Raw genomic sequence first — 24,331 nt, 5'->3', positions numbered from 1 at the left:
TCTTGCCTGCCTTGCAGACGCCATGCCCGGAGCGCTTGGGGCCCGTACGTAGAGCTACCGCCGCGTTTTCACCTACTGCGCAGGCCCCCGGGTTCGCCGCACAATTTGGGGCCAGAGGGCCTTGAAAAGATACAACATGAACACACCACAGATGCCCCCCAGGAGACTCCCATGAGCAAGCTCAGCTTCAAAATGAAAATCATGCTCATGATCGGCACTGCGCTTGTCGCGCTGCTGATCATGGCCGTCACCTCCCTCCTGCAGGAGCGACGACTCATCACCGAGTCCCGAAAAGAGCTGCTGACCACCGCCGTCCAGTCCGCCCACAGCATAGTGGCCGCCTACCAGGCCAAGGCCGCCAGCGGCGCCATGCCCCAGGAGGAGGCCCAAAAGGCCGCCAAGGACGCCCTGCGCATTGCGCGCTATGGCGGCCCGGAGGGCAAGACCGAGTATTTCTACATCTGGACCACCGAGGGCGTGGGGGTGATGCACCCCTTCAAACCCGAGTGGGATGGGCAGAACATGCTGGGCAAGGTCAAGGACGGCTCGGGGGTGGACATCATCGCCCTGCTGGTGAACGGCATGCGCAGCAGCAAGGATGGCAAAGCGTTTGTCCCCACCATGTTTGCCCGCCCCAACCAGACTACCCCGGTGCCCAAGCTCCAGTACATCGTCCGTGTAGACGGCTGGAACTGGATGGTGGGCTCGGGGCTGTATACCGATGACGTAGACATGCTGCTGCGCAAGGCCCTGCTGTCGAGCCTGGCCATGGTGGTGGTGGTGATTCTTGTGGTGGGGGCCATCGGCCTGTTCGTATCGCGCTCCGTGCTGCGCCAGATCGGGGGAGAGCCCACTGACGCCATCGCGATCATGTCGGAAGTGGCCGAAGGCAATCTCGATACACACATCCCCACGGCCCACCCAGGCTCGATGCTCGACGGGCTCGCCCACATGGTCACTTCGCTGCGCAAGCTGGTCACCGACGTGCGCGCCGCCACCGACAGCATCGCCACCGCGTCGAGCGAAATCGCGCAGGGCAACAACGACCTGGCCCACCGCACCGAAGACACCGCCAGCAACCTGCAAAGCACGGCCAGCAGCATGGAGGAGCTGACCAGCACCGTCAAGCAGACCTCGGACTCCGCGCAGACGGCCAACCAGATGGCCACATCAGCCGCTGCGGTCGCGGCACGTGGGGGTGAAGTGGTGTCCCGGGTAGTAGCCACCATGCAGGACATCAACGCCAGCAGCAACAAGATCAGCGACATCATCGGCGTGATCGATGGCATCGCCTTCCAGACCAATATCCTGGCCTTGAATGCCGCCGTCGAGGCGGCCCGCGCGGGCGAGCAAGGCCGGGGCTTTGCCGTGGTGGCCAGCGAGGTGCGCAGCCTGGCCGGACGCAGTGCCGAAGCCGCCAAGGAGATCAAGGCCCTGATTGGCGCATCGGTCGAAAAGGTGGAGTCGGGCACGCAGCTGGTGGGCAATGCGGGCGCCACCATGACCGAGATCGTGGAAAGCGTTCAGCGCGTGACCGACATCATTGGCGAAATCCGCTCGGCTACGTCCGAGCAGAGCCAGGGCATTGCCCAGGTCAACACGGCCATGAACCAGCTCGACCAGATGACGCAGCAGAACTCTGCCTTGGTGGAGCAATCCACTGCCGCCGCAGACAGTCTGCGCGAGCAGGCCATGAAGCTCACCCAGGTGGTCGCACTGTTCCGGGTCAATGGCAGCAATGCCCCAGCGCCGTCCCCGGCAAGCCGGCCCGCCCCTGCGGCCACACCCCGCCCCACACCCGCTCCCGTACGCGCTGCCGCACCGCGCCCCGCACTGGCCAAGGCCGCTGCACCCCGCCCTGCGTCGCCCGCCAAGGCCCCGGCAGCGGCGCTGCCGCCCAAGGCCAGCAGCCCCAAACCTGCAGCGGACAACAACAACGACGACTGGGAGTCCTTCTGACCCCAAGGACCTGAAGCAGCACAAGCACAGCGCAAGCAAACCTCGCTGCAAAAAAAGAAGCCCTGCCAGCTTGTGCTGGTAGGGCTTCTTGTCTTGCGGCCCATGGAAGAGCCTGTTGTCGATCAGTCGGCTTGCTTGCGCAGGAAGGCCGGGATCTCCAGGTCATCCATGCCACCCGAGGACAGCGCGTCCACGCGGGCTGCCGCCTGCGTGCGGTTGGTGCGCCACACGCTGGGCACCGACATGCTGCCGTAGTCGGCTTGCGCGCTGCCCGTGTGGCCGCCTTGCACACCCACAGCCCCCCCCAGCGTTCCCACACCGGCCATGGGCATCTGGTAGGCCATATTGTCCGTGCCCGTGCGCAGGCCACCTTGCACCACCGAGATGGGCTGGCGGCGTGCGTTGGCACGCGACAGGCCTGTGGCCACCACGGTCACGCGGATCTCGTCGCCCAGGGTTTCGTCGTAGGCAGCGCCGAAGATCACATGAGCGTCGGTCGATGCGTAGGCATTGATGGTGTTCATGGCCTGGCGCGATTCGGACAGCTTGAGGCTGCCCTTGCTCGCGGTGACCAGCACCAGCACGCCCTTGGCTCCCGACAGGTCGATGCCTTCGAGCAGCGGGCAGGCAATGGCCTGCTCGGCAGCGATGCGGGCGCGGTCGGGGCCGCTGGCAGTGGCCGTGCCCATCATGGCCTTGCCGGGCTCGCCCATCACGGTGCGCACGTCTTCGAAGTCCACGTTCACCTGGCCGTACTCGTTGATGATTTCAGCGATACCGCCCACGGCGTTCTTGAGCACATCGTTGGCGTGTGCAAAGGCTTCGTCCTGGGTGATGTCATCGCCCAGCACATCGAGCAGCTTTTCGTTGAGCACCACGATCAGCGAATCCACATTGGCTTCCAGCTCGGCCAGGCCTTCGTCGGCGTTCTTCATGCGGCGGCCACCTTCCCAGTCGAAAGGCTTGGTCACCACACCCACGGTCAGAATACCCATCTCCTTGGCGATGCGCGCGATCACCGGGGCAGCCCCCGTGCCCGTGCCGCCGCCCATGCCGGCCGTGATGAACAGCATGTGCGCGCCCTGGATGGCGTCGCGGATGTCTTCAACTGCCGCTTCGGCTGCATCGCGCGCCTTTTCAGGCTTGCCGCCTGCCCCCAGACCACTGCCACCCAGCTGGATGACACGGTGGGCCGAACTGCGCGTGAGCGCCTGCGCGTCGGTATTGGCGCTGACAAACTCCACGCCCTGCACGCTGCGGGAAATCATGTGCTCGACGGCATTGCTGCCGCCACCGCCCACACCGATCACCTTGATCTGGGTGCCCTGGTTGAATTCTTCGGCTTCGATCATTTCGATGGTCATCTTGGAGCTCCTGTTTCTAAATTCGTAGGCAATTGCCATATGGGGAAGGGGGTACTGGTGGCTGGAGAACGAGGCGGTCCTGTACATCGCCATCGCTCTCGCGCAGTGCCGTGCGGGCTACCACGGGCTAACCACAAGGCCCCCACGCTTGCCACTGCGTGTGCTGCGCTGCCCCCCAAGGGGGCCTTCGCGCCTTGAGGCGGCCCGGCGGCGCTCATTCCTGGGTATTTCATGGTCAGAAATTCCCCACAATGAAATCTTTGAAACGGCCGAACGCCGTCTTCATGGACCCGCTCTTTTGCGCCACCTTGAAGCCGCGCAAACGGGCCAGCCGGGCCTCTTCGAGAAGGCCCATGACGGTAGCAGCACGGGGCTGGGCCACCATGTCAGACAACGCGCTGGAATACTTGGGAATGCCTCGGCGCACGGGCTTGAGGAAGATGTCTTCGCCCAGCTCGATCATGCCGGGCATCACCGAGCTGCCGCCTGTGAGCACGATGCCCGACGACAGCACTTCTTCATAGCCCGACTCGCGCACCACCTGCTGCACGAGCGAGAAAATTTCTTCCACCCGCGGCTCGATCACACCGGCCAGCGCCTGCTTGCTCAGCATGCGCGGGCTGCGGTCGCCCAGGCCCGGCACTTCCACCTGCGCCTCGGGGTCGGCCAGCAATTGCTTGGCGTAGCCGCTTTCCACCTTGATGTCTTCAGCGTCCTTGGTGGGAGTGCGCAGCGCCATCGCGATGTCGCTGGTGATGAGGTCGCCCGCAATCGGAATCACTGCCGTGTGGCGGATCGCGCCGCCGGTGAAGATGGCCACATCGGTCGTGCCCGCGCCAATGTCCACCACCACCACACCCAGCTCGCGCTCATCGTCAGTCAGCACGGCCTGGCTGCTGGCCAGCGGGTTCAGCATGAGCTGCTCGACCTCCAGGCCGCAACGGCGTACGCACTTGATGATGTTTTCGGCCGCGCTCTGCGCACCGGTCACGATGTGGATCTTGGCCTCCAGGCGGATGCCGCTCATGCCGATGGGCTCTTTCACATCCTGCCCGTCGATCACAAACTCTTGCGGCTCCACCAGAAGCAGGCGCTGGTCGCTGCTGATGTTGATGGCCTTGGCCGTCTCGACCACGCGCGCCACGTCGGCCGAGGTGACTTCCTTGTCCTTCACGGCCACCATGCCGCTGGAGTTGAGCCCCCGGATATGGCTGCCGGTGATGCCGGTGTACACACGCTGGATCTTGCAGTCGGCCATCAGCTCGGCCTCTTTCAGGGCCTGCTGGATGCTTTGCACGGTAGCGTCGATGTTCACCACCACACCGCGCTTGAGGCCATTGCTCGGGGCCACGCCCAAGCCTGCAAGCTTGAGCTCGCCATTGGGCAGGACCTCGGCCACCACGGCCATGACCTTGGCGGTGCCGATATCCAGCCCCACCACAACGTCTTTGTATTCTCTTGCCATATCAGTCTCTGCCCTTCTCTGTTCTGTCCCGCCGCCCCACGGCCCCATTCACGAACCCACCTGCGTCCCGCTCCACATACCAGCGCTGTTGCTGTTGCTGCATGCCATTACCTCCTGCGCACGGCACTGGCCGAAGCAGCCGCCGCTGCGGTATCGGTCACCACCGTGGTCACACCGCGCATGCGCAGGGCGTAGCCCCCGGCATGCCGCAGGTCGGCGGACTCCAGGGCATCCACGCGCCGCCCGTACTGCGCAGCCACCTGTGTCAGGGTGCGCGTGAAGCGTTGCGTGCGCTGCACCACCTCCTGCGGTGTGCCGCCGCCCAGCTCCACCACGGCGTCGCTGTCCAGCGTGGCCCGCCAACCGCCCCGCCCCGTCAGCTCCAGCGTCTCGACCTCCAGCCCGAGCGGTTTGAACACCGGCTGCAGCAGGCCAAACATCTGCAGCACCTCGGGGGAGCTGCCCGCAGGTCCCAGCAGGCGCGGCAGTCCGTCCTGTTCCACATCACCCACGTTGGCCTCGAACACTTCGCCCTGGCTGTTGACCAGTGCAGAGCCGGTGTCCGGCCCCCAGTACGCCACGGCGTCATGCTCCTGCAGCTCTACGCGCAGGCTGCCGGGGTACACCCGCCGCACCTGGGCGCGGCGCACCCAGGGCACTTGCTCGAAGGCCTCGCGCGCGGCACGCAAATCCACCGTGAAGAAATTGCCCACCAGGTGCGGCGCGACATTGGCCCGCAAGGTCACCGCGTTGTTGTGCACCAGCTCGCCCTGCACCACGATGCGCGCAATCGCAAAGCCCGGGTAGCGCAGCACCCACCAGGCCCCCGCCGCCAGCACAAGCAGGACGCAGCCCACGAACAAGACCGATGCGGTCAGGTTCATGAGCTTGACGTCCAGCGGTGCGGGCAACGTTTGGGTCATCAGTCGGCCTTCGACCTTGTCGGTGTGTCCAAGGCGGCATCGGCCAGGATGCGCAGGCACAGCTCTTCGTAGCTGATGCCCGAAGCCCGTGCGGACATCGGCACCAGCGAATGCCCGGTCATGCCGGGGGACGTGTTCATCTCCAGCAGGAAGGGCTTGCGATCGCTGGCGCGGATCATCAGGTCGGCACGGCCCCAGCCCCGGCAGCCCAGGGTGCGGTAAGCCTCCAACACGATGCGCTGGATCTCGCGCTCCTCAGCCTCGGGCAGGCCGCTCGGGCACTGGTACTTCACGTCATCGGTGAAATACTTGTTCTGGTAGTCGTATGCGCCATCGGGCGCCACGATGCGGATCACTGGCAGCGCACGGGCACTGGCGCCCTGGCCCAGCACGGGGCAGGTCACTTCTTCGCCTTCGATGAACTCTTCGCACAACACATCGGGGTCGTACTGGGCAGACAGCTGCACGGCCTCCTGCATGTCCGAGTAGCCACGCACCTTGGTCACGCCGATGGACGAGCCCTCGCGGGGCGGCTTCACGATGAGGGGCAGGCCCAGTTCATCGGGCACGGTGCGCACCACCTCGCGCTGCTGGCGGTCGGGTGCCAGCCACACGTAGCGTGGTGTGGGCAGGCCCTCGGCCAGCCACACGCGCTTGGTCATGACCTTGTCCATGGCGATGGCCGAGGCCATCACGCCCGGACCGGTGTACGGGATGCGCAGCAGCTCCAGCGCGCCCTGCACCGTGCCGTCTTCACCATGGCGGCCGTGCAGCGCGATGAAACAGCGTGCATAGCCGTCGCGCTTCAGGTCACCCAGTGCGTTCTGCGCAGGGTCGAAGGCATGGGCATCCACCCCGCGCGAACGCAGCGCCTGCAGCACGCCGCTGCCAGACATCAGCGAGACCTCGCGCTCGGCCGAGTCACCGCCCATCAGTACGGCAACCTTGCCCAGGGATTTCACATCAAAATTGGAATCAAAAACGGTCATAGCGCGCTCCCTTCAAGCGCTGATAGCTCACTATTTTGTAGCATCTCCACCACCTTGCCAGGTACGGCGCCAATCGACCCTGCGCCCATGCACATCACCACGTCGCCGGCCTTCGCGTTGTCGGCAATGGCCTGGGGCAGGTCGGCCACGTTGTCGATGAACACCGGCTCCACGCGGCCCGCCACGCGCAGCGCACGGGCCAGCGATCGACCATCGGCGGCCACCACAGGCGACTCCCCAGCGGCATACACCTCGGTGAGCAGCACGGCATCGGCATTGCCAATGACCTTCACAAAATCCTCGAAGCAATCGCGCGTGCGGCTGTAGCGGTGCGGCTGGAAAGCAAGCACCAGGCGGCGCCCCGGGAAGGCACCCCGTGCGGCAGCCAAGGTGGCCGCCATCTCCACCGGGTGGTGGCCGTAGTCGTCGATCACGGTGAACTGGCCGCCGTCCTTGGCGGGCAGGTCGCCATAACGCTGGAAGCGCCGGCCCACGCCCTTGAAGCCCGCCAGCGCACGCTGTACGGCTTCGTCCGGAATGTTCAGCTCCACGGCCACGGCAATGGCCGACAGCGCGTTGAGCACGTTGTGCTCGCCCGCGAGGTTGAGCACGATCTCCATGTCGGGCAGCGTGACGCCGTTGCGCCGCTGCACGGTAAAGCGCATCTGGCCCGCCTCGGCGCGCACGTTGATGGCGCGCACCTGCGCGTCTTCCGAAAAGCCGTAGCTGGTGATGGGGCAGGTCACGCTTTGCAGGATGTCGCGCACGGCGGGGCTGTCCACACACAGGATCGCCGTGCCGTAGAACGGCATGCGGTGCAGAAAATCGACAAACGCGCCCTTGAGGCGGCCGAAGTCGTGGCCATAGGTCTCCATGTGGTCGGCGTCGATGTTGGTCACCACGGCCATCACTGGCAGCAGGTTCAAGAACGACGCGTCGGACTCGTCGGCCTCGACCACGATGTAGTCGCCGCTGCCCAGCTTGGCATTGGCGCCTGCGCTGTTGAGCTTGCCGCCGATCACAAAGGTCGGGTCCAGGCCCGCCTCGGCCAGCACGCTGGTCACCAGACTGGTGGTGGTGGTCTTGCCGTGGGTGCCTGCAATGGCGATGCCCTGCTTCAGGCGCATCAGCTCGGCGAGCATCAGCGCGCGGGGCACCACGGGAATTTTTTTCTCGCGCGCGGCCAGCACCTCGGGGTTGTCGGGCGTGACCGCCGTTGATGTGACCACGGCATCGGCACCGTCAATGTGCGCAGCCGCATGGCCCAGGCAGGTCTTGATGCCCAGCCCTTCCAGGCGGCGCAGCGTGGCGCTGTCGGCCAGGTCCGAGCCCGAGATGCGGTAGCCCAGGTTGAACAGCACCTCGGCGATGCCACTCATGCCCGCGCCGCCCAGGCCCACAAAATGGATATGGCGAATCGCGTGTTTCATGCCAACTCCTCGCAGGCAGTCACCACTTCGCGGGTGGCGTTGATTTTTTGCATGTTTTTGGCCTTCAGCGCAATATCTACAAGCGCAGGGCGCTCCAATTTCGATAGCATTTGCGACAGCCCTTCGGGCGTCAGGTCGCGCTGCTGCACCAGCCAGCCGCCACCGGCATCCACGAGGAACCTGGCATTGGTGGTCTGGTGGTCGTCCACCGCCGACGGGAAGGGCACAAACAAGGCAGCAGCGCCCACGGCAGCGATCTCGGTGACCGTGCTCGCGCCAGAGCGGCAGACGATGATGTCGGCCGCCGCAAACGCGCTGGCGGTGTCATCGATGAAGGGCGTGCACTCCGCCTCGACCCCTGCAGCCGCATAGTTGGCCCGCAGGGCGTCGATCTGCGTGGCGCCGCTCTGGTGAATCACCTGCGGGCGCTGGTCGGCAGGCATCAGGGCAATAGCCTTTGGCACGATCTCGTTGAGTGCGCGCGCCCCCAGGCTGCCACCCACCACCAGCAGGCGCAGCGGACCGGTGCGCCCCGCAAACCGCTCGGCCGGGCCAGGCTGCTGCGTGAACGGCGTGCGCAGGGGGTTGCCCACCCACTGGCCTTGTTTGAACACGTTGGGGAAGGCGGTGAACACCCGGTCGGCCACACCGGCCAGCACCTTGTTGGCCATGCCCGCCACCGAGTTCTGCTCGTGCAGCACCAGCGGCTTGCCTGCCAGCACCCCCATCATGCCGCCCGGAAAGGTGATGTAGCCGCCCAGGCCCACCACCACATCGGGCTTGACGCGGCGCACCACCTGCAGGGCTTGCCAGAAGGCACGCAGCAGGCGCAGCGGCAGCAGGGCCAGCGTCACGATGCCTTTGCCGCGCACGCCCGAGAAGTCGATCAGTTCGAGGGCGAAACCGTGCGTGGGCACGATGCGCGACTCCATGCTGCCGGGCGCGCCCAGCCAGTGCACACGCCAGCCACGCGTGCGCAGCTCTTCGGCCACCGCGAGGCCCGGAAAGATGTGGCCACCGGTGCCACCGGCCATGATCAGAGCAGTCTTCTGCGCGCTCATACGCGGCCCCCTCTCATGAGGAGCTTGTTCTCGTAGTCGACCCGCAATACCACCGCAAGCGCCACCAGGTTCATCAAAATCGCAGACCCCCCAAAGCTCATCAACGGCAGCGTGAGCCCCTTGGTGGGCAACGCGCCCAGGTTCACGCCCATGTTGATGAAGGCCTGAAAGCCGATCCAGATCGCCACGCCCTGCGCCACCAGCCCAGCGAATACGCGGTCCAGGGCAATCGCCTGGCGGCCGATGTGCATGATGCGGCGCGTCATCCACAAGAACAGCACGATGAGCGTGACCACGCCCACCAGGCCAAACTCCTCGCCGATCACGGCGAGCAAAAAGTCGGTGTGCGCTTCGGGCAGCCAGTGCAGCTTTTCCACGCTGCCGCCCAGGCCCACACCAAAAATCTCGCCGCGCCCGATGGCGATGAGCGAGTGCGAAAGCTGGTAGCCCTTGCCCAGAGCGTGCTCCTCGCTGAAGGGGTCGAGGTAGGCAAACACGCGTTCGCGGCGCCAAGGCGAGCTGGCGATCATCACGCCAAAAGCCGCCACCAGCACCCCGGCGATGAGAAAGAACATGCGGGCGTTGACGCCACCCAGGAACAGAATGCCCATGGCAATGACGGCCACGACCATGAACGCGCCCATGTCGGGTTCGGCCAGCAGCAGCACGCCCACAATGCCCACGGCAGCGCCCATGGGCAGCACGGCGCGGAAAAACCGCTCCTTCACTTCCATCTTGCGCACCATGTAGTCGGCCGCATAGATGAGCACGGCAAACTTGGCCACTTCAGAGGGCTGAAAGCCAATGGGTCCGATGGACAACCAGCGCCGCGCGCCGTTGACGACCTTGCCCACGCCGGGGATCAGCACCGCGATCAGCAGCAGCAATGCGACCACGAACAACCACGGCGCCGCACGCTCCCACAGCGCCATCGGCACCTGGAAGGCCAGCAAGGCCACCACAAACCCGATCACCAGATACATCGCGTGGCGGGTCAGAAAATGGGTGGAGGCATAGTTGGCAAAACGCGGGTTGTCCGGCATGGCAATCGAGGCCGAATACACCATCACCAGCCCCCAGGCCAGCAACGCGACCACCACCCACAGCAGGGCCTGGTCGAAGCCCAGCACGCTGGCCGGTGTGCTCGACGACTGGCGGTACTCGGTGCCACCCACGCGCACCGGCAATACGTCGGCCGCCTTGCCGGGCAGGCCGCCAAACCAGCCGGTCACCCGCTGCAGCAATGTGGAGTTGCGCACATCGGCCGTCATGCCATGCCCTCCAGGGATTGCCCGGCATCGTCTGCCAGCGTGCGCACCGCGTCGCAGAAGACTTGTGCGCGATGTTCGTAGTCCTTGAACATGTCAAAGCTGGCGCAGGCGGGCGACATCAGCACGGCATCGCCCGCATGGGCCCGCTGCGTGGCCAGAGCCACAGCCTGAGGCAACGTCTCGGCATCCAGCAGTACCACACCGCAGTCCTGCAGCGCAGCGCGGATCTGCGGCGCATCGCGCCCGATGAGCACCGCAGCGCGCGCATAGCGCGACACCGGCGCTGCGAGCGGCGAGAAGTCCTGCCCCTTGCCTTCGCCACCCAGGATGACCACGATGCGGCGCTCTGCGCCCAGGCCCGTAAGGGCCGCCACCGTGGCACCCACGTTGGTGCCCTTGCTGTCGTCAAAGTACTCAATGCCGTTGATGATGGCCACGGGCTCCACACGGTGCGGCTCACCCCGGTATTCGCGCAGCCCGTACAGCAGCGGGGCCAAGGTGCAGCCTGCGGCCGAGGCCAGGGCCAGCGCAGCCAGCGCGTTCACCGCGTTGTGGCGACCCCGGATGCGCAGCGCATCGGCGGGCATCAGGCGCTGGATGTGCAGGTCTTCCGCCACTTCGTTGCGGCCGCGCTTGCGGGTTTCATCCGCGTCCATCGCGCGTACCAGCCAGGGCATGCCGCTGACGACCTCGATGCCAAAGTCGCCGGGGCGCCGGGGCATGTCGGCGCCAAAGGTCAGGTGCTCACGCACCTGGGGCTTTTGCAGCTTGACCTTCACCGGAGGCGGCAGCATCTGCATCACGGCCATGTCTTCGCGGTTCAAAATCATGAGCCCCGTCTGGCCAAAGATGCGCGCCTTGGCCGCCGCGTAGGCCGCCATGTCACCGTGCCAGTCCAGGTGGTCCTGCGTGATGTTGAGCACGGTCGCCGCAGTGGGCTCAAAGTTGGTCACACCATCGAGCTGGAAGCTTGATAGCTCCAGCACCCACACCTCGGGCAACGTGCCGGCGTCGATGTGGCCCGCCAGGGTATCGAGCAACGTGGGGCCGATGTTGCCAGCCACGGCCACGCTCTTTCCCGAACGCTCCACGAGCTGGCCCGTGAGCGATGTGACCGTGGTTTTGCCGTTGGTACCGGTGATCGCCAGCACCGCCGGTGCGTAGCCATGGGATGCCCGCAGCGCGTTCAGCGCCATGGAATACAAACTTAGTTCGCCCCCAGCGCTTACTCCACAGGCACTAGCAGCTATCAAAACAGGAGCTATTGCCTCAGGACTCAAACCGGGAGAACGGTAGACCGCGTTCAGGCCTTGGCCTTCCACCAGGCTGGCATCAAAGGCACCGGCGACAAAACGCACCTGGGGCAGCTCCTGCTGCAGCAGGGGCAGCTGTGGCGGCGCAGCGCGGGTGTCGGCCACGGTGACCTCGGCCCCGCAGCGCACGCACCAGCGGGCCATGGCGAGGCCCGAGGCGCCCAGCCCCAGGATGAGGATGTTCTGACCCTGCAGCAGCTGGGCCATGGCTTCGCGCGGCGCGACCTGCGGCTCGGCCTCTGCCCCGGATGCCCCCGGGGCGTCAGCGTCTTCAACGTCGACACTGTGCTCGACGGGCGCGGCCTCGGGCGCCGATACATCGGCAAAGATCTGCGCCACGAAATCGGCGGCAGCCTTGGCAGCCGAGATGGCGGGCACGGCTTCAGGGTCCCAGGGATGGCCCTTGGCGGGTGCGTTCCCGGCCGCAGGGGTCACGTCCGGCGCGGCCATTTCAGGCGGCACTACGGCGACGGGTTCGCCAGCTTGGGACGACGGCTCAGCCGCAATACCCACGCTGGGCTGCTGCGCATCGGTGTTCAGCGCCTCGGTATCGGTATCGGTATCGGTATCGACAGTTTCCGTGGGGTCCGGTGCAAAAAAGTCGTCACCAGCGGGCGCGTTCACGTCGGCGTCCGCGCCCGGCCCTGCCAACGGCCGCGCGGCATCGGGCGCCCCGGGTTCGGCGGGCGTGGGACGGATGAGAGGCTCGTCAGCGTTCATCGCAGTTTCAAGGTGGACAGGCCGATGAGGCACAGCAGCATGGTGATGATCCAGAAGCGCACGACCACCTGCGTTTCCTTCCAGCCGCTCTTTTCAAAGTGGTGGTGCAGGGGCGCCATCTTGAGCAGGCGGCGGCCTTCTCCGTAGCGCTTCTTGGTGAACTTGAACCAGGTCACCTGCAGCATCACCGACAGTGCTTCAACCACGAAGATGCCGCCCATGATGGCCAGCACGATTTCCTGCCGCACGATGATGGCGATGGTGCCCAGCGCAGCACCCAGCGCCAGTGCGCCCACGTCGCCCATGAACACCTGGGCTGGATGCGCGTTGAACCACAGGAAGGCAAGGCCCGCCCCCGCCATGGCGGCGCAGAAGATCAAGAGTTCGCCCGCGCCCGGAATGTGCGGGAAAAACAGGTACTTGGAGTACACCGAGCTGCCCGTGACATAGGCAAACACGCCCAGGGCCGAACCCACCATCACCACCGGCATGATGGCCAGGCCGTCCAGGCCGTCTGTCAGGTTCACGGCATTGCTGGAGCCGACGATGACGAGGTAGGTGAGGATCACGAAGCCCAGCACGCCCAGCGGGTAGCTGATCTCCTTGAAGAACGGCAGCTGCAAGCCTGCCTTGGGAGGCAGGTCCAGCGAGAAGCCCGACTGCACCCAGCCCACGAACAGCTCCCACACCTTGGCGTTGGAGCTTTCGGAAATGCTGAACACCAGATACAGCGCAGCAATCAAGCCGATCACCGACTGCCAGAAATACTTCTCGCGTGAGCGCATGCCTTCGGGGTCCTTGTTGACCACCTTGCGCCAGTCGTCCACCCAGCCAATGGCGCCAAAACCCAGCGTGACGATGAGCACGATCCACACAAAGCGGTTGGACAGGTCGAACCACAACAGCGTGGAAATCGCAATCGACAACAGGATCAGCACGCCACCCATCGTGGGCGTCCCGCTCTTGGACAGGTGCGTCTGCATGGCATAGCCCCGGATGGGCTGGCCGATCTTGAGCGAGGTGAGCACACGGATCACCTTGGGGCCGGCAATCAGGCCGATGAGCAGCGCCGTCATGGCGGCCATCACCGCGCGGAACGTGAGGTACTGGAACACGCGGAAAAAGCCGAACTCGGGCGACAGACCCTGCAGCCATTGCGACAACATCAGCAGCATGTGGCCTCCCCCGCTTGCACGGCCTTGGGTGCCGCCACCACACGGGTGACTTCAGAGTGTTGCGCCATGGTGTCCCTCCAGTGCCCGGTTCTGCTTTTGTTGTTGTTCTTGCGGCTGCGCTGCGGCGGCTGCAGTGGCGGCAATCGCCTCCACCACCTGTTCCATCTTCATGAATCTCGATCCCTTGACCAGCACACTGCCCACGGTGGACAGGGCATCGCGCACTGCCACCAGCAGCGCACTCATATCGTTGAAATGCCGGGCACCTCCATAGGCCGTGGCGGCGTGCACCGACTGCGCGCCCAGCGCGAACAGCAGGGGGATGCCTGCCGCACGCGCATGGGCACCGGCCTCGGCGTGGAACTGCGGGCCCTGGTCGCCCACCTCGCCCATGTCGCCCAGCACCAGCAGTTGCGGGCCGGGCAGCTCGGCCAGCACGTCGATGGCGGCACGCATGGAGTCGGGGTTGGCGTTGTAGGTGTCGTCCACCACGGTGATGTCGCGGCCCGCGCAGTGCACGCTGAAAGCGCGCGAGCGGCCCTTGACTGGCACAAAGTCATTCAGCCCTTGGGCGATGGCGGCCAGGGGCGCCCCCGCCGCCAGCGTGCAGGCAGCGGCTGCCAGTGCGTTGGTCACGTTGTGGCGCCCCGCAATGTGCAGGTGGGTGGCCACTTCGCCTTGTGGCGTGGCCAGTGTGACGGCCCAAGCGCCCTGGCCCCACGCAGCCTGCGCGCAGGCCACATCGCCACCGTCGCCAAAAGTGACAACGCGGCGCCCTGCCGCCAACGAGCGCCAGAGGCCCGTGTAGGCATCCCCCGCAGGGAACACGGCCGCACCGTCGGAAGGCAGAATGGCGAACACCGAGCCGTTCTCGCGGGCCACGGCTTCCACCGTGTGCATGAACTCCAGGTGCTCACGCTGCGCGTTGTTGACCAGCGCCACCGTGGGCTGCGCCATGGCGGCCAGCGTGGCGATCTCGCCCGGGTGGTTCATGCCCATTTCGATCACGGCGGCGGCGTGGCTGGCCCGCAGGCGCAAAAGCATCAGCGGCACGCCGATGTCGTTGTTGAAATTGCCCTGCGTGGCAAAGGCAGCCTCACCCTTCCAGGCGCGCAGGATGGACGCAATCATCTGCGTCACCGTGGTTTTGCCGTTGCTGCCCGTCACGCCGACCAACGGAAGGCTGAACTGCGCCCGCCACGCTGCAGCCAGCGCGCCCAGCGCTGCCAGGCTGTCCGGCACCTCGATGCCGGGCAGGCCTGCGGCGGCAAGGCCGCCATGGGCGATGGCCGCGGCGGCGCCACCAGCGCGGGCGTCGGGCAAGAACGCATTGGCGTCAAACCGCTCGCCCTTGAGCGCCACAAACAGGTCCCCCGCCTGCAGCGTGCGCGTGTCGGTGTGCACGCGTGCGAGCGGCGTGGCGCCATCGCCCACCAGGCGGGCGGCGGGAATGCGCGGCTGAAGCAGCGCAAAAGCCTGCGCCAGGGTCATCATCACCCCAGGGGTGGCGGTCATGGACGGGCTCCTCGGGCCTGCAGCGCGGTCTGCGCATGGGCCATGTCGGAGAACGGCTGGCGCACACCGGCCGTCTCCTGGGTGTCTTCGTGGCCCTTGCCGGCGATCAGCACCACATCGGCGGGCGCTGCCTCGGCAATGGCCAGCGCAATGGCGGCGGCGCGGTCGGGCTCGGCGCGCACGGTGTTGCCAGCGATGGTGCCTTGCAGAATCTGGTGCAGGATGGCCGCAGGGTCTTCGCTGCGCGGGTTGTCGCTGGTCACCACCACCCGGTCAGCATGGTGCTGCGCCACTGCGCCCATCAACGGGCGCTTGCCTGCATCGCGGTCGCCGCCACAGCCAAAAACGCACCAGAGCTGGCCGCCGCGGTCCTGCGCGATCGGGCCAAGGGCTTGCAACGCCTTGTCCAGCGCATCGGGCGTATGGGCATAGTCCACGGCCACAAGGGGTTGGCCAGGGTGGTGGATCTGCTCCATGCGGCCCGGCACCGGGGAAAGCTGGGCGCAGGCATACAGCGCGTGCTGCAGCGGCACGCCCAGCGCGCGCAGCCCGGCCAGCACGCCCAGCAGGTTGGAGACGTTGTAATGCCCGATCACGCGGGTCTGCAGCACATGCGTGTGCACACCTTCGGCCACGGTGAAGCGCAGCCCGCCTTCGCCCATGCTGATGTCGCGCGCCGCCAGACGGGCGGGGCCGGTGATGGACACACTCCACAGGTCCAGCAGCCGGTCTGCCAACGTGGCATGCAGCTCGGCGCCGCGTGCATCGTCAATGTTGACCACCGCAGCCTGCAGGCCCGGCCAGTCAAAGAGCACGCTCTTGGCCTGCCAGTAGGCCGCCATGCCGGGGTGGTAGTCCAGATGGTCCTGCGTGAAGTTGGTGAACAAGGCAACACGGATGCGCGTGCCTGCCATGCGGTGCTCGGCCAGGCCGATGGAAGAGGCCTCAATGGCGCAGGCCGTGCGGCCCGCATCGGCGAACTGTTGGAACGCGCGCTGCAAGCGCACCGGGTCGGGGGTGGTCATGCCCGTGCTGGTGAGTGCCGGTGGCGTTCCCATGCCCAAAGTGCCTACCAGCGCGCATCCACCTTGCGCAGTAAGCTCATTTTTTGATAGCACATTGAGGGCTTCGGCCAGCCACCAGCTGGTGCTGGTCTTGCCGTTGGTGCCCGTCACGGCCAGCACGTCCAAGCGCTGAGTGGGCTGGTCGAACCAGTCGGCCGCAATCAGGCCGGTGGCGGCCTTCAGGCCATGGAGTGCCGCCACGGGCAAACCTTGCAGCGCAAAGGCCTCGACACCCTCGTGCTCCACCAGGCAAGCCACAGCGCCGCGCGACAGCGCATCCCCGATGTGGGCGCGGCCGTCGGTAGCGGCACCAGGCCAGGCGATGAAACCATCGCCGGGACGGATCTGGCGGCTGTCGGTCTGCAGGGTGCCGGTCACCCGCTCGCGCAGCCAGGCCACAGCATCGTGCACCGATTGGAGCAAAGGCACCGTCGTCATAGCGATTCCTCCACCGCGTTGGCCACGATCTGTGGCTTGACCGCCATGTCGGGCTGCACGCCCATCATGCGCAGCGTCTGCTGCACGACTTCGCTGAACACCGGTGCAGCCACGGCACCGCCGTAGAACACGCCATTGCTGGGCTCGTCAATCATCACGGCCACGATGATGCGGGGCTTGTCGATGGGCGCCATGCCGGTGAACCACGCGCGGTACTTGCCCGAGGCGTAGTTCTTGCCCACCTGCTTGCGCGCCGTGCCCGACTTGCCGCCCACCGAGTAGCCCACGGTCTGGGCCTTCTGGCCGGTGCCACCAGGGCCTGCAGCCATCTGCAGCATCTTGCGCACCTGGTCGGCCGTGCGCTCGGAAAATACCGGCACGCCCACGGCGGGCTCGGCCGTCTTGAGCATGGTGGCGGGAATCACCCGGCCGCCGTTGGCAAACACCGTGTACGAGCGCGCCATCTGGAACAGGCTGGCCGACAGGCCGTAGCCATACGACATGGTGGCCTGCTCCACCGGGCGCCAGGTCTTGTACGGGCGCAGACGACCCGTCACCACACCGGGGAAATGCAGTTGCGGCTTCTGGCCAAAACCAGCGGCTGAGAAGGTCTCCCACATTTCGCGTGCAGGCATCTGCATGGCCAACTTGGTGGTGCCCACGTTGCTGGATTTCTGGATCACGCCTTCCACCGTCAGCACGCCGTAGTTGTGCGTGTCGGAGATGGTGGAGCCGGTAATGTTGATGCGCCCCGGTGTGGTGTCCACGATGGTTTCGGGACGCACGCGGCCCGTCTCCAGTGCCAGGCCGATGGTGAAGGGCTTCATGGTCGAACCGGGCTCGAACACGTCGGTCAGTGCGCGGTTGCGCAGCTGTTCGCCCGTGAGGTTCTGGCGCCTGTCGGGCACGTAGCTCGGGTAGTTGGCCAGCGCCAGCAGCTCGCCTGTGTGCGCATCGAGCACCACCACACTGCCCGCCTTGGCTTTGTGCGCGGCCACCTGGTCGCGCAGCTTCTGGTAGGCAAAGAACTGCACCTTGCTGTCGATGGACAGCTGCATGTCCTTGCCATCGACCGGCGGCACGGTTTCGCCCACGCTTTCGACCACGCGGCCCAGGCGGTCCTTGATCACGCGGCGCGAGCCAGGCTTGCCCGCGAGCTCCTTGTCGAACGCCAGTTCCATGCCTTCCTGGCCATGGTCTTCCACGTTGGTGAAGCCCACCACGTGCGCAGCGGCTTCACCCTCGGGGTACTGGCGTTTGTATTCCTTGCGCTGGTAGATGCCCTTGATGTCGAGCGCAGCAATCTGCTGGCCCACATCCCAGTCGAGCTGGCGCTTGATCCAGACAAAGGTCTTGTCTTCATCCGCCAGCTTTTTCTGCAGCTCGGCCTGCGGCATGTCGAGCAGTTTGGCCAGCTGCTTGAGCTTGGCGCGCACCTCGGGCTTGTCCTGGTCCACGTCTTCAGGGATGGCCCAGATGCTGGCCGCCGGCACGCTGGAGGCGAGGATCAATCCGTTGCGGTCCACAATCTTGCCGCGGTTGGCGGGCAGCTCCAGCGTGCGCGCAAAACGCACTTCGCCCTGGCGTTGAAAGAACGCGTTGCCAAACACCTGCACATAGGCAGCGCGCCCCGCCAGCCCCAGAAAACCCAGCGCAATCATCGCCACGATGAACTTGCTGCGCCAGACCGGTGTCTTGCTGGCCAGCAGCGGGCTGGAGGTGTAGAGCACGCTGCGGCTCATGGCTGCACCCCTGCCGGTTGCGATGCGGCCGCTGCAGCCGCCGCCGCAACACCCTGTGGGTCAGATACATACTGCGTGATGGCCGGCGTGGCCGTGCGCATGTTCAGCTGGGCACGCGCGATCTTCTCCACCCGCAGCGGCGTGGCCTGGGCGCGCTTTTCCACCTGCAGGCGCTGGTGCTCGGTTTCCAGACGACGGGCCTCGGCCACAGCGCGGTCCAGCTCGGTGAACAGGCGGCGCGATTCATACTGGGTGTGCACCAGATAGATCGCGCTGGCCAGCACCGCCAGCAACAGGACCACGTTGAGCCTCGTCATGTCAGACCACCGCCGTGCGCTCGGCCACGCGCATGATGGCGCTGCGTGAGCGGGGGTTGGCGGCCACTTCGGCAGCACTGGGCTTGATGCGGTCCAGCGCGATGAGCTTCATGGCCTGGGGTGCGGCAAACGGCGCACGGCGGTCGTACACCTCCTTGGAGTGTTTGGCGATAAACTGTTTGACGATGCGGTCTTCGAGCGAGTGAAAGCTGATGACTACCAGCCGCCCGCCCGGCTGCAGCACCGAGAGGCTGGCCTCTAGCGCCTGTTGCAGCTCTTCAAGCTCGGCGTTGATGAAAATCCGAAGAGCTTGAAATGTGCGCGTTGCAGGGTTCTGGCCCGCTTCGCGGGTTTTGACCGCGCCAGCCACGAGATCGGCAAGTTCTGCGGTGGTTGAAAGAGGACCCCGTTCTTCGCGCCGAGCAACAATCGCCTTTGCAATGGGGCCAGCAAACCGTTCTTCACCGTAGTCACGTATCACCTCCGCAATCTGACCGACTTCGGCCGTGGCCAACCAATCGGCCACGCTTTCGCCGCGCGTGGTATCCATGCGCATGTCCAGCGGGCCGTCAAAACGGAAACTGAAGCCCCGCTCGGGGCTGTCGATCTGGGGCGAGCTCACCCCCAGGTCCATCAGCACGCCCGCAGCACTGGCGGGCGGCAGATCGGCCAGATGGCGGAAACCCTCGTGCCGAATGGAAAAACGCGCATCGGTGATGCGCGTTGCTTCGGCGATGGCTTCGGGGTCCTTGTCGAAGGCCACAAGGCGCCCCTGCGGCCCCAGCCGAAGGAGGATGAGGCGAGAGTGCCCACCACGCCCAAAGGTCGCATCGACCCAGGTGCCCGCAGGCTCAGGGCCTGCGCCGCCCAGGAGAGAATCCACGGCCTCATTGAGCAGGACGGTGGTGTGTTGCAGGGGGGATGTCACAGCGCGCCTTAGAAGGAGAAGTCCTTGAAGACATCCGGCATCTCGCCCTGCATGGCCTTGGCCTCCTGCTCGTCGTAGGTGGCCTTGTCCCAAAGTTCGAAATGGTTGCCCATGCCCAGCAGCATGGTGTCTTTGGAGATACCGGCTGCTTCACGCAGCTCGGGCGAAACCAGCACGCGGCCCGTGGCGTCCATGTCCACATCCATGGCGTTGCCCAGAAAAATGCGCTTCCACCACTGGGCGGACATGGGTAGCTGGGCAATGCGCTCGCGGAACTTCTCCCACTCGGGGCGGGGGAACACCATCAGGCAGCCGTGCGGGTGTTTGGTGATGGTGAGCTGACCGGATGCCGTGGCCGCCAGGACGTCACGATGCCGGGTCGGCACAGACAGCCGACCCTTCGCATCGAGACTCAGCGACGAGGCACCTTGAAACACGGACAGATTTCCAATTCGGTTTTGCGCCTCGGGGGTCCGTGCAATGGACCTTGAGGGCACTTTTCACCACTTAATTGCACTTTTTTGCACTGTAGCAGGAAAAGCACACCGAACAAGAGGGTGCCCAACAAACTTTTGCAATGAAATCAACGACTTAGACGCGACTTTGCAGAGATTAAAAAGCCAAAAGTCGTTGAAAAATAAGCACTTAGAGAGGCCTATGAAAGTGACCTCTCAAGGCTTGACCGAGTGGTCACAGGATGTAGCGTGAAAGGTCCTCGTCCTGGCTCAGTGTCTGCAGACGGGCGTCCACATAGGCAGCGTCAATGGTGATGGTCTGACCCGATAGGTGGGTCGCATCAAAACTCACCTCGTCCAGCAAGCGCTCCATCACCGTGGACAGGCGGCGTGCACCGATGTTCTCCGTGCGCTCGTTCACCTCAAAGGCGATGTGCGCCAGGCGCGTGATGCCCTCGGGCGCAAATTCGAGCGTGACGCCTTCGGTGGCCAGCAGGGCCTGGTACTGCTTGACCAGGGACGCATGGGTCTGCGTGAGGATGGCCTCAAAGTCCTTGACCGACAGCGACTCCAGCTCGACCCGGATGGGGAAGCGCCCCTGCAGCTCCGGGATCAGGTCGCTGGGTTTGGACAGGTGGAACGCCCCGGATGCGATGAACAGAATGTGGTCCGTCTTGATCATGCCGTACTTGGTGGACACCGTGGTGCCCTCCACCAGCGGCAGCAGGTCGCGCTGTACACCCTGGCGCGACACGTCGGCACCACTGGTTTCCTGGCGCGCAGCCACCTTGTCGATCTCGTCGATGAAGACGATGCCGTTCTGCTCGGCATTGGCAACGGCGCGGGTCTTGATCTCTTCCTCGTTGACGAGCTTGCCCGCCTCTTCGTCGGTGATGAGCTTGAGGGCCTCGGCAATCTTGAGCTTGCGGGTCTTGCGCTTGTCCTGCCCCACCTGGCTGAACATGCCACGCAACTGCTCGGCCATTTCTTCCATGCCCTGGGGGCCCATGATTTCGAGTTGCGGGCGGCCTTCGGCGACATCGATCTCGATCTCCTTGTCGGCCAGCGCGCCTTCGCGCAGTTTCTTGCGAAAGACTTGGCGGGCCGTGTTGTCAGCCGCGGGCTCGGTGCCTGCGGCTGCACGGGCCGGGGGAATCAGCACGTCCAGGATGCGCTCCTCGGCAGCATCTTCGGCGCGGGCGCGCACCTTTTTCATCTCGGATTCGCGCGTCTGCTTGACGGCCATCTCCGCCAGGTCGCGGATGATGGAATCCACGTCCTTGCCCACGTAGCCGACCTCGGTGAACTTGGTGGCCTCGACCTTGATGAAGGGCGCATCGGCCAGCTTGGCGAGGCGGCGCGCAATCTCGGTCTTGCCCACGCCGGTCGGGCCGATCATGAGGATGTTCTTGGGTGTGATCTCCTGGCGCAGGCTGCCTTCGACCTGCTGGCGGCGCCAGCGGTTGCGCAGCGCAATGGCCACGGCACGCTTGGCGCTGGCCTGGCCCACGATATGGTGGTCCAGCTCGGAGACGATTTCCTGGGGGGTCATGGACGACATGGCGAAAATTCCAGTCAAATTGGGCTCTAGCGCTTATCTATCAAGCGCTAGCAGCTATCAAAAACGTATCAAATGCGGTCAAGACCGCCCTGCAAAAAACACCCGACCTACAAGGTCTCGATGGTGTGGTTCATGTTGGTGTAGATGCACAACTCGCCAGCAATCTCCAGCGACTTCTTGACGATGTCCTGCGCAGAGAGGTCGGTGTGGTTGAGCAACGCCTTGGCGGCCGAGTGCGCGTAGGCCCCGCCCGATCCAATGGCCACGATGCCCTGCTCGGGCTCCAGCACGTCGCCATTGCCGGTGATGATGAGCGAGGCCTCCAGATCGGCCACGGCGAGCATGGCTTCGAGGCGGCGCAGCACGCGGTCGGTGCGCCAGTCCTTGGTGAGTTCAATGGCTGCCCGCACCAGGTGGCCCTGGTGTTTTTCGAGCTTGGCTTCAAAGCGCTCAAACAGGGTGAAGGCATCGGCCGTGGCGCCCGCAAAACCGGCCAGCACCTTGCCGTGGTGCAGCTTGCGCACCTTGCGCGCCGTGCCCTTGACCACGATGTTGCCCAGGGTGACCTGGCCATCCCCGCCAATGGCCACTTGAACGCCCTGGGGCGTCTGGCGGCGTACGCTCAGGATGGTGGTGCCGTGGAACACCGGATGGTTGTCGTTTGATGAGTCCATAGCTGCGGCAGTTGAGGGCACGGGCGGCGCTTTCAAGGCGACGCCGAACGCTAACTGCCACGAGCAGCCACCGAATCTGTGGCCCTGCAGCCCACCCAAAAACTATGCAACGATCACGGCCCGCACCCAGCCGGCGCGCAAGGGTTGCTCCGCCGCACTGGTGGTGCGTCCCATGGAGGTATCAGTTCTTTCGGGGTACCACCCAAGCGTGCTCGTTGATACCGATCACGTTGAAGAAAATTGCCACCAGCCGCTGCAGGTTCTGGAACTGGATCACATGGCCGTGGCCCTGCTGCTCGGCCGCCCAGTTGAGCACCGAGCCCGCAGCCGCGAAGTCCACACGAATGAGCTTGTCGCAGACAATGGTCAGCGGCACACCCGGGCGCAGGAAGGCCTGGAAAGGCTCCAGCAATGGCGTGGCATCACCATCGATATAGCCGCTGAGCTGCGCCACGGGGCCCGCCTCCAGCGGAGCGGGGGCGGACAACTCACCCAGGTCGGAGGCCATGAAGTCACTGTCGGCCGCCAGAGGCGCCGAGCCCGAAGACACACCCTCGTTGTCCGAATACCCGCAGCGCGGCGACGCCCACGACGGCGGTGAGACTTCGTAGGTGACGCAGTAATCCAGCGCCACCAGCTCGAACTCATCTGGCTTGCCCATGAGCCGCAGCGCCGCCATGCGCAGGCTCCACCACTCAGGGCTGGTAGAGCGGTCACCGGACTGGGTTTTGGCATCCAGCAGGGCGTTGAGCTTTTCTACCCCGGAGAACACCAGTTGCACATCACGCTCGGCCCACTGGGTGAACTGGTCCACCAGCAAAGGCACGGCAGCGTCATCGATAGCGCCCAAGCGGGCCCAGGACAGGGTCCAGGGCGAGGCGGCGCGTGCCAGCGAGGCCTGGAGTGCGGCCACCGAAGACACAGCCAGCGTGGGCGGCGCGTTCCAGCTGAAATCGCGGCGCACCGCGCCTGCCGGTGCGGCTGCAGCCGTTCCAGGCGCAGCCGCTGCGGCGGGCGGTGCCATGCCCAATTGCTCGGGCATGGAAAACCACAGCGGAGCGGAGCGGCTGTACTGGGCGGCGAAGTCGATGGCCAGGGTGTCAAACCGGTCGTGCTGGCCCGTTGCACGGTACAGGTCGAACAGTGTCATCCAGATTTCGAGCTGGTCGTCGGGCGCATCCTGCTGGTGCTGGGCCAGCACATCGAGCAGGCCGGACTCAGCCCCAGCGTGGTCGCCATTGGCAAACCGGATGGCAGCTTCTTCTAAATCGGGTTCGTGCACGAATTCCTCCGGTTCGGATGCGGGCGCTGGCGTTACCGCAGTAGCTGCCGCAAGGCTGAAGGACGCTTCGCCAGGACCTGCACCCGCGAGCATTTGCGCATCGGTGCCGCCAAACCGGCCAATGGCCATGCTGTCATCGGCAAACAGCGGCTGGACACCGGCCTTGTTTTCGAGGGGCGCTGGCAGGCTGCCGGGTGCCGTGGGCGCATACGCCCTTGCGTGGGCGGAATCAGAGGACGCAGCTGCGTCGGCAGCAACAGGCATGGCGCCGGGTTGCGTGGGAGCCTCTGCACCTTGCTTGCTCTTCCACCACTGCTGCGACATCTGCGCTTCGATCTCGTCGATCTTCTTGAGCGTGACGGCCCGCTCGTCGGGCGATGCCATGCTGCTCTGAAAGAACGAGGGGCGCCCTGCGGCGTCTTCCACACGCTGGCCTTGCAGCACCTCGCGCTGACGCAGCTTGCGCAGCTGATCGAACTCGCGGCGCCGCACGAAGTCGTTGCGGCGCTTGCGCTCGATCATCTCCTTGAGCATCTGCTTGCTGTACTGGCTCTCCCGGTCGTCCTGGATGGAGTCCAGCTCGGTCCAGTTCACCGTCGGGTTCTTCACGAACCGAACCACCTTCGACAGCAGGCCTCCGGGGGTGGTTTCTTCCTTGCTCATGGCTCAGGGTGCGCTTGGGGTT

The 24,331-nt window shown here is 65.4% G+C and carries 19 protein-coding genes; 1 reads left to right on the top strand and 18 read right to left on the bottom strand.

Features of this window, described 5'->3' with window-relative positions; genetic code table 11:
• The first annotated feature begins 171 nt into the window (after positions 1-171).
• Complete coding sequence (locus AC2YJX_RS19075) at positions 172-1,959, top strand: methyl-accepting chemotaxis protein (RefSeq protein ID WP_121422315.1); 1,788 nt, start codon at positions 172-174, stop codon at positions 1,957-1,959.
• A gap of 122 nt (positions 1,960-2,081) precedes the next feature.
• Here the strand turns inward: AC2YJX_RS19075 and ftsZ are convergent, their stop codons facing one another.
• From ftsZ to AC2YJX_RS18985, 18 genes are all read right to left on the bottom strand, one after another.
• Positions 2,082-3,323, bottom strand: coding sequence for a cell division protein FtsZ (ftsZ, locus tag AC2YJX_RS19070; RefSeq protein ID WP_055399554.1), 1,242 nt, complete (start codon positions 3,321-3,323; stop codon positions 2,082-2,084).
• Positions 3,324-3,558: 235 nt separating this feature from the next.
• Positions 3,559-4,788 carry a cell division protein FtsA gene (gene ftsA / locus AC2YJX_RS19065; protein ID WP_008903721.1) on the bottom strand — a complete coding sequence of 410 codons (1,230 nt, stop codon included), beginning with the start codon at positions 4,786-4,788 and terminating at the stop codon, positions 3,559-3,561.
• 107 nt (positions 4,789-4,895) lie between these two features.
• Positions 4,896-5,711, bottom strand: coding sequence for a cell division protein FtsQ/DivIB (locus AC2YJX_RS19060; RefSeq protein ID WP_121422313.1), 816 nt, complete (start codon positions 5,709-5,711; stop codon positions 4,896-4,898).
• Positions 5,711-6,700: a D-alanine--D-alanine ligase gene (locus AC2YJX_RS19055; protein ID WP_055399558.1), complete on the bottom strand. Its 990-nt coding sequence runs from the start codon at positions 6,698-6,700 to the stop codon at positions 5,711-5,713. The genes AC2YJX_RS19060 and AC2YJX_RS19055 overlap by 1 nt, the downstream gene beginning before the upstream one ends.
• A complete protein-coding gene (gene murC, locus AC2YJX_RS19050; RefSeq protein WP_487256963.1) occupies positions 6,697-8,130 on the bottom strand; it encodes a UDP-N-acetylmuramate--L-alanine ligase in 1,434 nt (477 codons plus the stop codon). Before murC ends, AC2YJX_RS19055 begins: the two co-directional genes overlap by 4 nt.
• Positions 8,127-9,191, bottom strand: a complete 1,065-nt coding sequence (gene murG, locus AC2YJX_RS19045; protein ID WP_487256962.1) for an undecaprenyldiphospho-muramoylpentapeptide beta-N-acetylglucosaminyltransferase — start codon at positions 9,189-9,191, stop codon at positions 8,127-8,129. The genes murC and murG overlap by 4 nt, the downstream gene beginning before the upstream one ends.
• A complete protein-coding gene (ftsW, locus tag AC2YJX_RS19040; protein ID WP_055399564.1) occupies positions 9,188-10,462 on the bottom strand; it encodes a putative lipid II flippase FtsW in 1,275 nt (424 codons plus the stop codon). Before ftsW ends, murG begins: the two co-directional genes overlap by 4 nt.
• On the bottom strand, positions 10,459-12,495 hold the full coding sequence (gene murD / locus AC2YJX_RS19035; RefSeq protein ID WP_487256961.1) for a UDP-N-acetylmuramoyl-L-alanine--D-glutamate ligase: 2,037 nt from the start codon (positions 12,493-12,495) through the stop codon (positions 10,459-10,461). The genes ftsW and murD overlap by 4 nt, the downstream gene beginning before the upstream one ends.
• Positions 12,492-13,670: a phospho-N-acetylmuramoyl-pentapeptide-transferase gene (gene mraY / locus AC2YJX_RS19030; protein WP_121507542.1), complete on the bottom strand. Its 1,179-nt coding sequence runs from the start codon at positions 13,668-13,670 to the stop codon at positions 12,492-12,494. The genes murD and mraY overlap by 4 nt, the downstream gene beginning before the upstream one ends.
• A gap of 51 nt (positions 13,671-13,721) precedes the next feature.
• On the bottom strand, positions 13,722-15,185 hold the full coding sequence (locus AC2YJX_RS19025; RefSeq protein WP_487256960.1) for a UDP-N-acetylmuramoyl-tripeptide--D-alanyl-D-alanine ligase: 1,464 nt from the start codon (positions 15,183-15,185) through the stop codon (positions 13,722-13,724).
• On the bottom strand, positions 15,182-16,687 hold the full coding sequence (locus AC2YJX_RS19020) for a UDP-N-acetylmuramoyl-L-alanyl-D-glutamate--2,6-diaminopimelate ligase (protein WP_487256959.1): 1,506 nt from the start codon (positions 16,685-16,687) through the stop codon (positions 15,182-15,184). The genes AC2YJX_RS19025 and AC2YJX_RS19020 overlap by 4 nt, the downstream gene beginning before the upstream one ends.
• Positions 16,684-18,429 carry a peptidoglycan D,D-transpeptidase FtsI family protein gene (locus tag AC2YJX_RS19015; RefSeq protein ID WP_121422309.1) on the bottom strand — a complete coding sequence of 582 codons (1,746 nt, stop codon included), beginning with the start codon at positions 18,427-18,429 and terminating at the stop codon, positions 16,684-16,686. Before AC2YJX_RS19015 ends, AC2YJX_RS19020 begins: the two co-directional genes overlap by 4 nt.
• Positions 18,426-18,746: a cell division protein FtsL gene (gene ftsL, locus AC2YJX_RS19010; RefSeq protein WP_055399574.1), complete on the bottom strand. Its 321-nt coding sequence runs from the start codon at positions 18,744-18,746 to the stop codon at positions 18,426-18,428. Before ftsL ends, AC2YJX_RS19015 begins: the two co-directional genes overlap by 4 nt.
• A 1-nt stretch (position 18,747) precedes the next feature.
• Positions 18,748-19,674: a 16S rRNA (cytosine(1402)-N(4))-methyltransferase RsmH gene (gene rsmH, locus AC2YJX_RS19005; RefSeq protein WP_426306447.1), complete on the bottom strand. Its 927-nt coding sequence runs from the start codon at positions 19,672-19,674 to the stop codon at positions 18,748-18,750.
• An 8-nt stretch (positions 19,675-19,682) separates the two neighbouring features.
• Positions 19,683-20,111 (bottom strand): division/cell wall cluster transcriptional repressor MraZ, encoded by a 429-nt coding sequence (mraZ, locus tag AC2YJX_RS19000; protein ID WP_008903734.1) that lies wholly within the window; start codon positions 20,109-20,111, stop codon positions 19,683-19,685.
• A 253-nt stretch (positions 20,112-20,364) separates the two neighbouring features.
• Complete coding sequence (gene hslU, locus AC2YJX_RS18995) at positions 20,365-21,690, bottom strand: ATP-dependent protease ATPase subunit HslU (protein ID WP_487256958.1); 1,326 nt, start codon at positions 21,688-21,690, stop codon at positions 20,365-20,367.
• 107 nt (positions 21,691-21,797) lie between these two features.
• Positions 21,798-22,364 (bottom strand): ATP-dependent protease subunit HslV, encoded by a 567-nt coding sequence (gene hslV / locus AC2YJX_RS18990; protein ID WP_055399580.1) that lies wholly within the window; start codon positions 22,362-22,364, stop codon positions 21,798-21,800.
• Between the two features lie 181 nt (positions 22,365-22,545).
• Positions 22,546-24,309, bottom strand: coding sequence for an STAS domain-containing protein (locus tag AC2YJX_RS18985; RefSeq protein WP_487256957.1), 1,764 nt, complete (start codon positions 24,307-24,309; stop codon positions 22,546-22,548).
• Positions 24,310-24,331: the final 22 nt, after the last annotated feature.

The sequence above is a fragment of the Acidovorax sp. SRI_002 genome, from assembly GCF_057586455.1.
Note: the sequence above shows the minus strand (reverse complement) of the source record. Positions and strands in the feature narration are given on the sequence as shown.

Excerpts from the sequence above, each read along its gene's own strand:
- ftsL (WP_055399574.1), bottom strand. The coding sequence starts at position 18,746 with ATGACGAGGCTCAACGTGGTCCTGTTGCTGGCGGTGCTGGCCAGCGCG.
- AC2YJX_RS19015 (WP_121422309.1), bottom strand. The coding sequence starts at position 18,429 with ATGAGCCGCAGCGTGCTCTACACCTCCAGCCCGCTGCTGGCCAGCAAG.
- ftsW (WP_055399564.1), bottom strand. The coding sequence starts at position 10,462 with ATGACGGCCGATGTGCGCAACTCCACATTGCTGCAGCGGGTGACCGGC.
- AC2YJX_RS19060 (WP_121422313.1), bottom strand. The coding sequence starts at position 5,711 with ATGACCCAAACGTTGCCCGCACCGCTGGACGTCAAGCTCATGAACCTG.
- murC (WP_487256963.1), bottom strand. The coding sequence starts at position 8,130 with ATGAAACACGCGATTCGCCATATCCATTTTGTGGGCCTGGGCGGCGCG.
- ftsZ (WP_055399554.1), bottom strand. The coding sequence starts at position 3,323 with ATGACCATCGAAATGATCGAAGCCGAAGAATTCAACCAGGGCACCCAG.
- murD (WP_487256961.1), bottom strand. The coding sequence starts at position 12,495 with ATGAACGCTGACGAGCCTCTCATCCGTCCCACGCCCGCCGAACCCGGG.
- hslU (WP_487256958.1), bottom strand. The coding sequence starts at position 21,690 with ATGTCGTCCATGACCCCCCAGGAAATCGTCTCCGAGCTGGACCACCAT.
- mraY (WP_121507542.1), bottom strand. The coding sequence starts at position 13,670 with ATGCTGCTGATGTTGTCGCAATGGCTGCAGGGTCTGTCGCCCGAGTTC.
- AC2YJX_RS19025 (WP_487256960.1), bottom strand. The coding sequence starts at position 15,185 with ATGACCGCCACCCCTGGGGTGATGATGACCCTGGCGCAGGCTTTTGCG.
- AC2YJX_RS19055 (WP_055399558.1), bottom strand. The coding sequence starts at position 6,700 with ATGACCGTTTTTGATTCCAATTTTGATGTGAAATCCCTGGGCAAGGTT.
- murG (WP_487256962.1), bottom strand. The coding sequence starts at position 9,191 with ATGAGCGCGCAGAAGACTGCTCTGATCATGGCCGGTGGCACCGGTGGC.
- AC2YJX_RS19075 (WP_121422315.1), top strand. The coding sequence starts at position 172 with ATGAGCAAGCTCAGCTTCAAAATGAAAATCATGCTCATGATCGGCACT.
- ftsA (WP_008903721.1), bottom strand. The coding sequence starts at position 4,788 with ATGGCAAGAGAATACAAAGACGTTGTGGTGGGGCTGGATATCGGCACC.
- hslV (WP_055399580.1), bottom strand. The coding sequence starts at position 22,364 with ATGGACTCATCAAACGACAACCATCCGGTGTTCCACGGCACCACCATC.
- AC2YJX_RS19020 (WP_487256959.1), bottom strand. The coding sequence starts at position 16,687 with ATGACGACGGTGCCTTTGCTCCAATCGGTGCACGATGCTGTGGCCTGG.
- AC2YJX_RS18985 (WP_487256957.1), bottom strand. The coding sequence starts at position 24,309 with ATGAGCAAGGAAGAAACCACCCCCGGAGGCCTGCTGTCGAAGGTGGTT.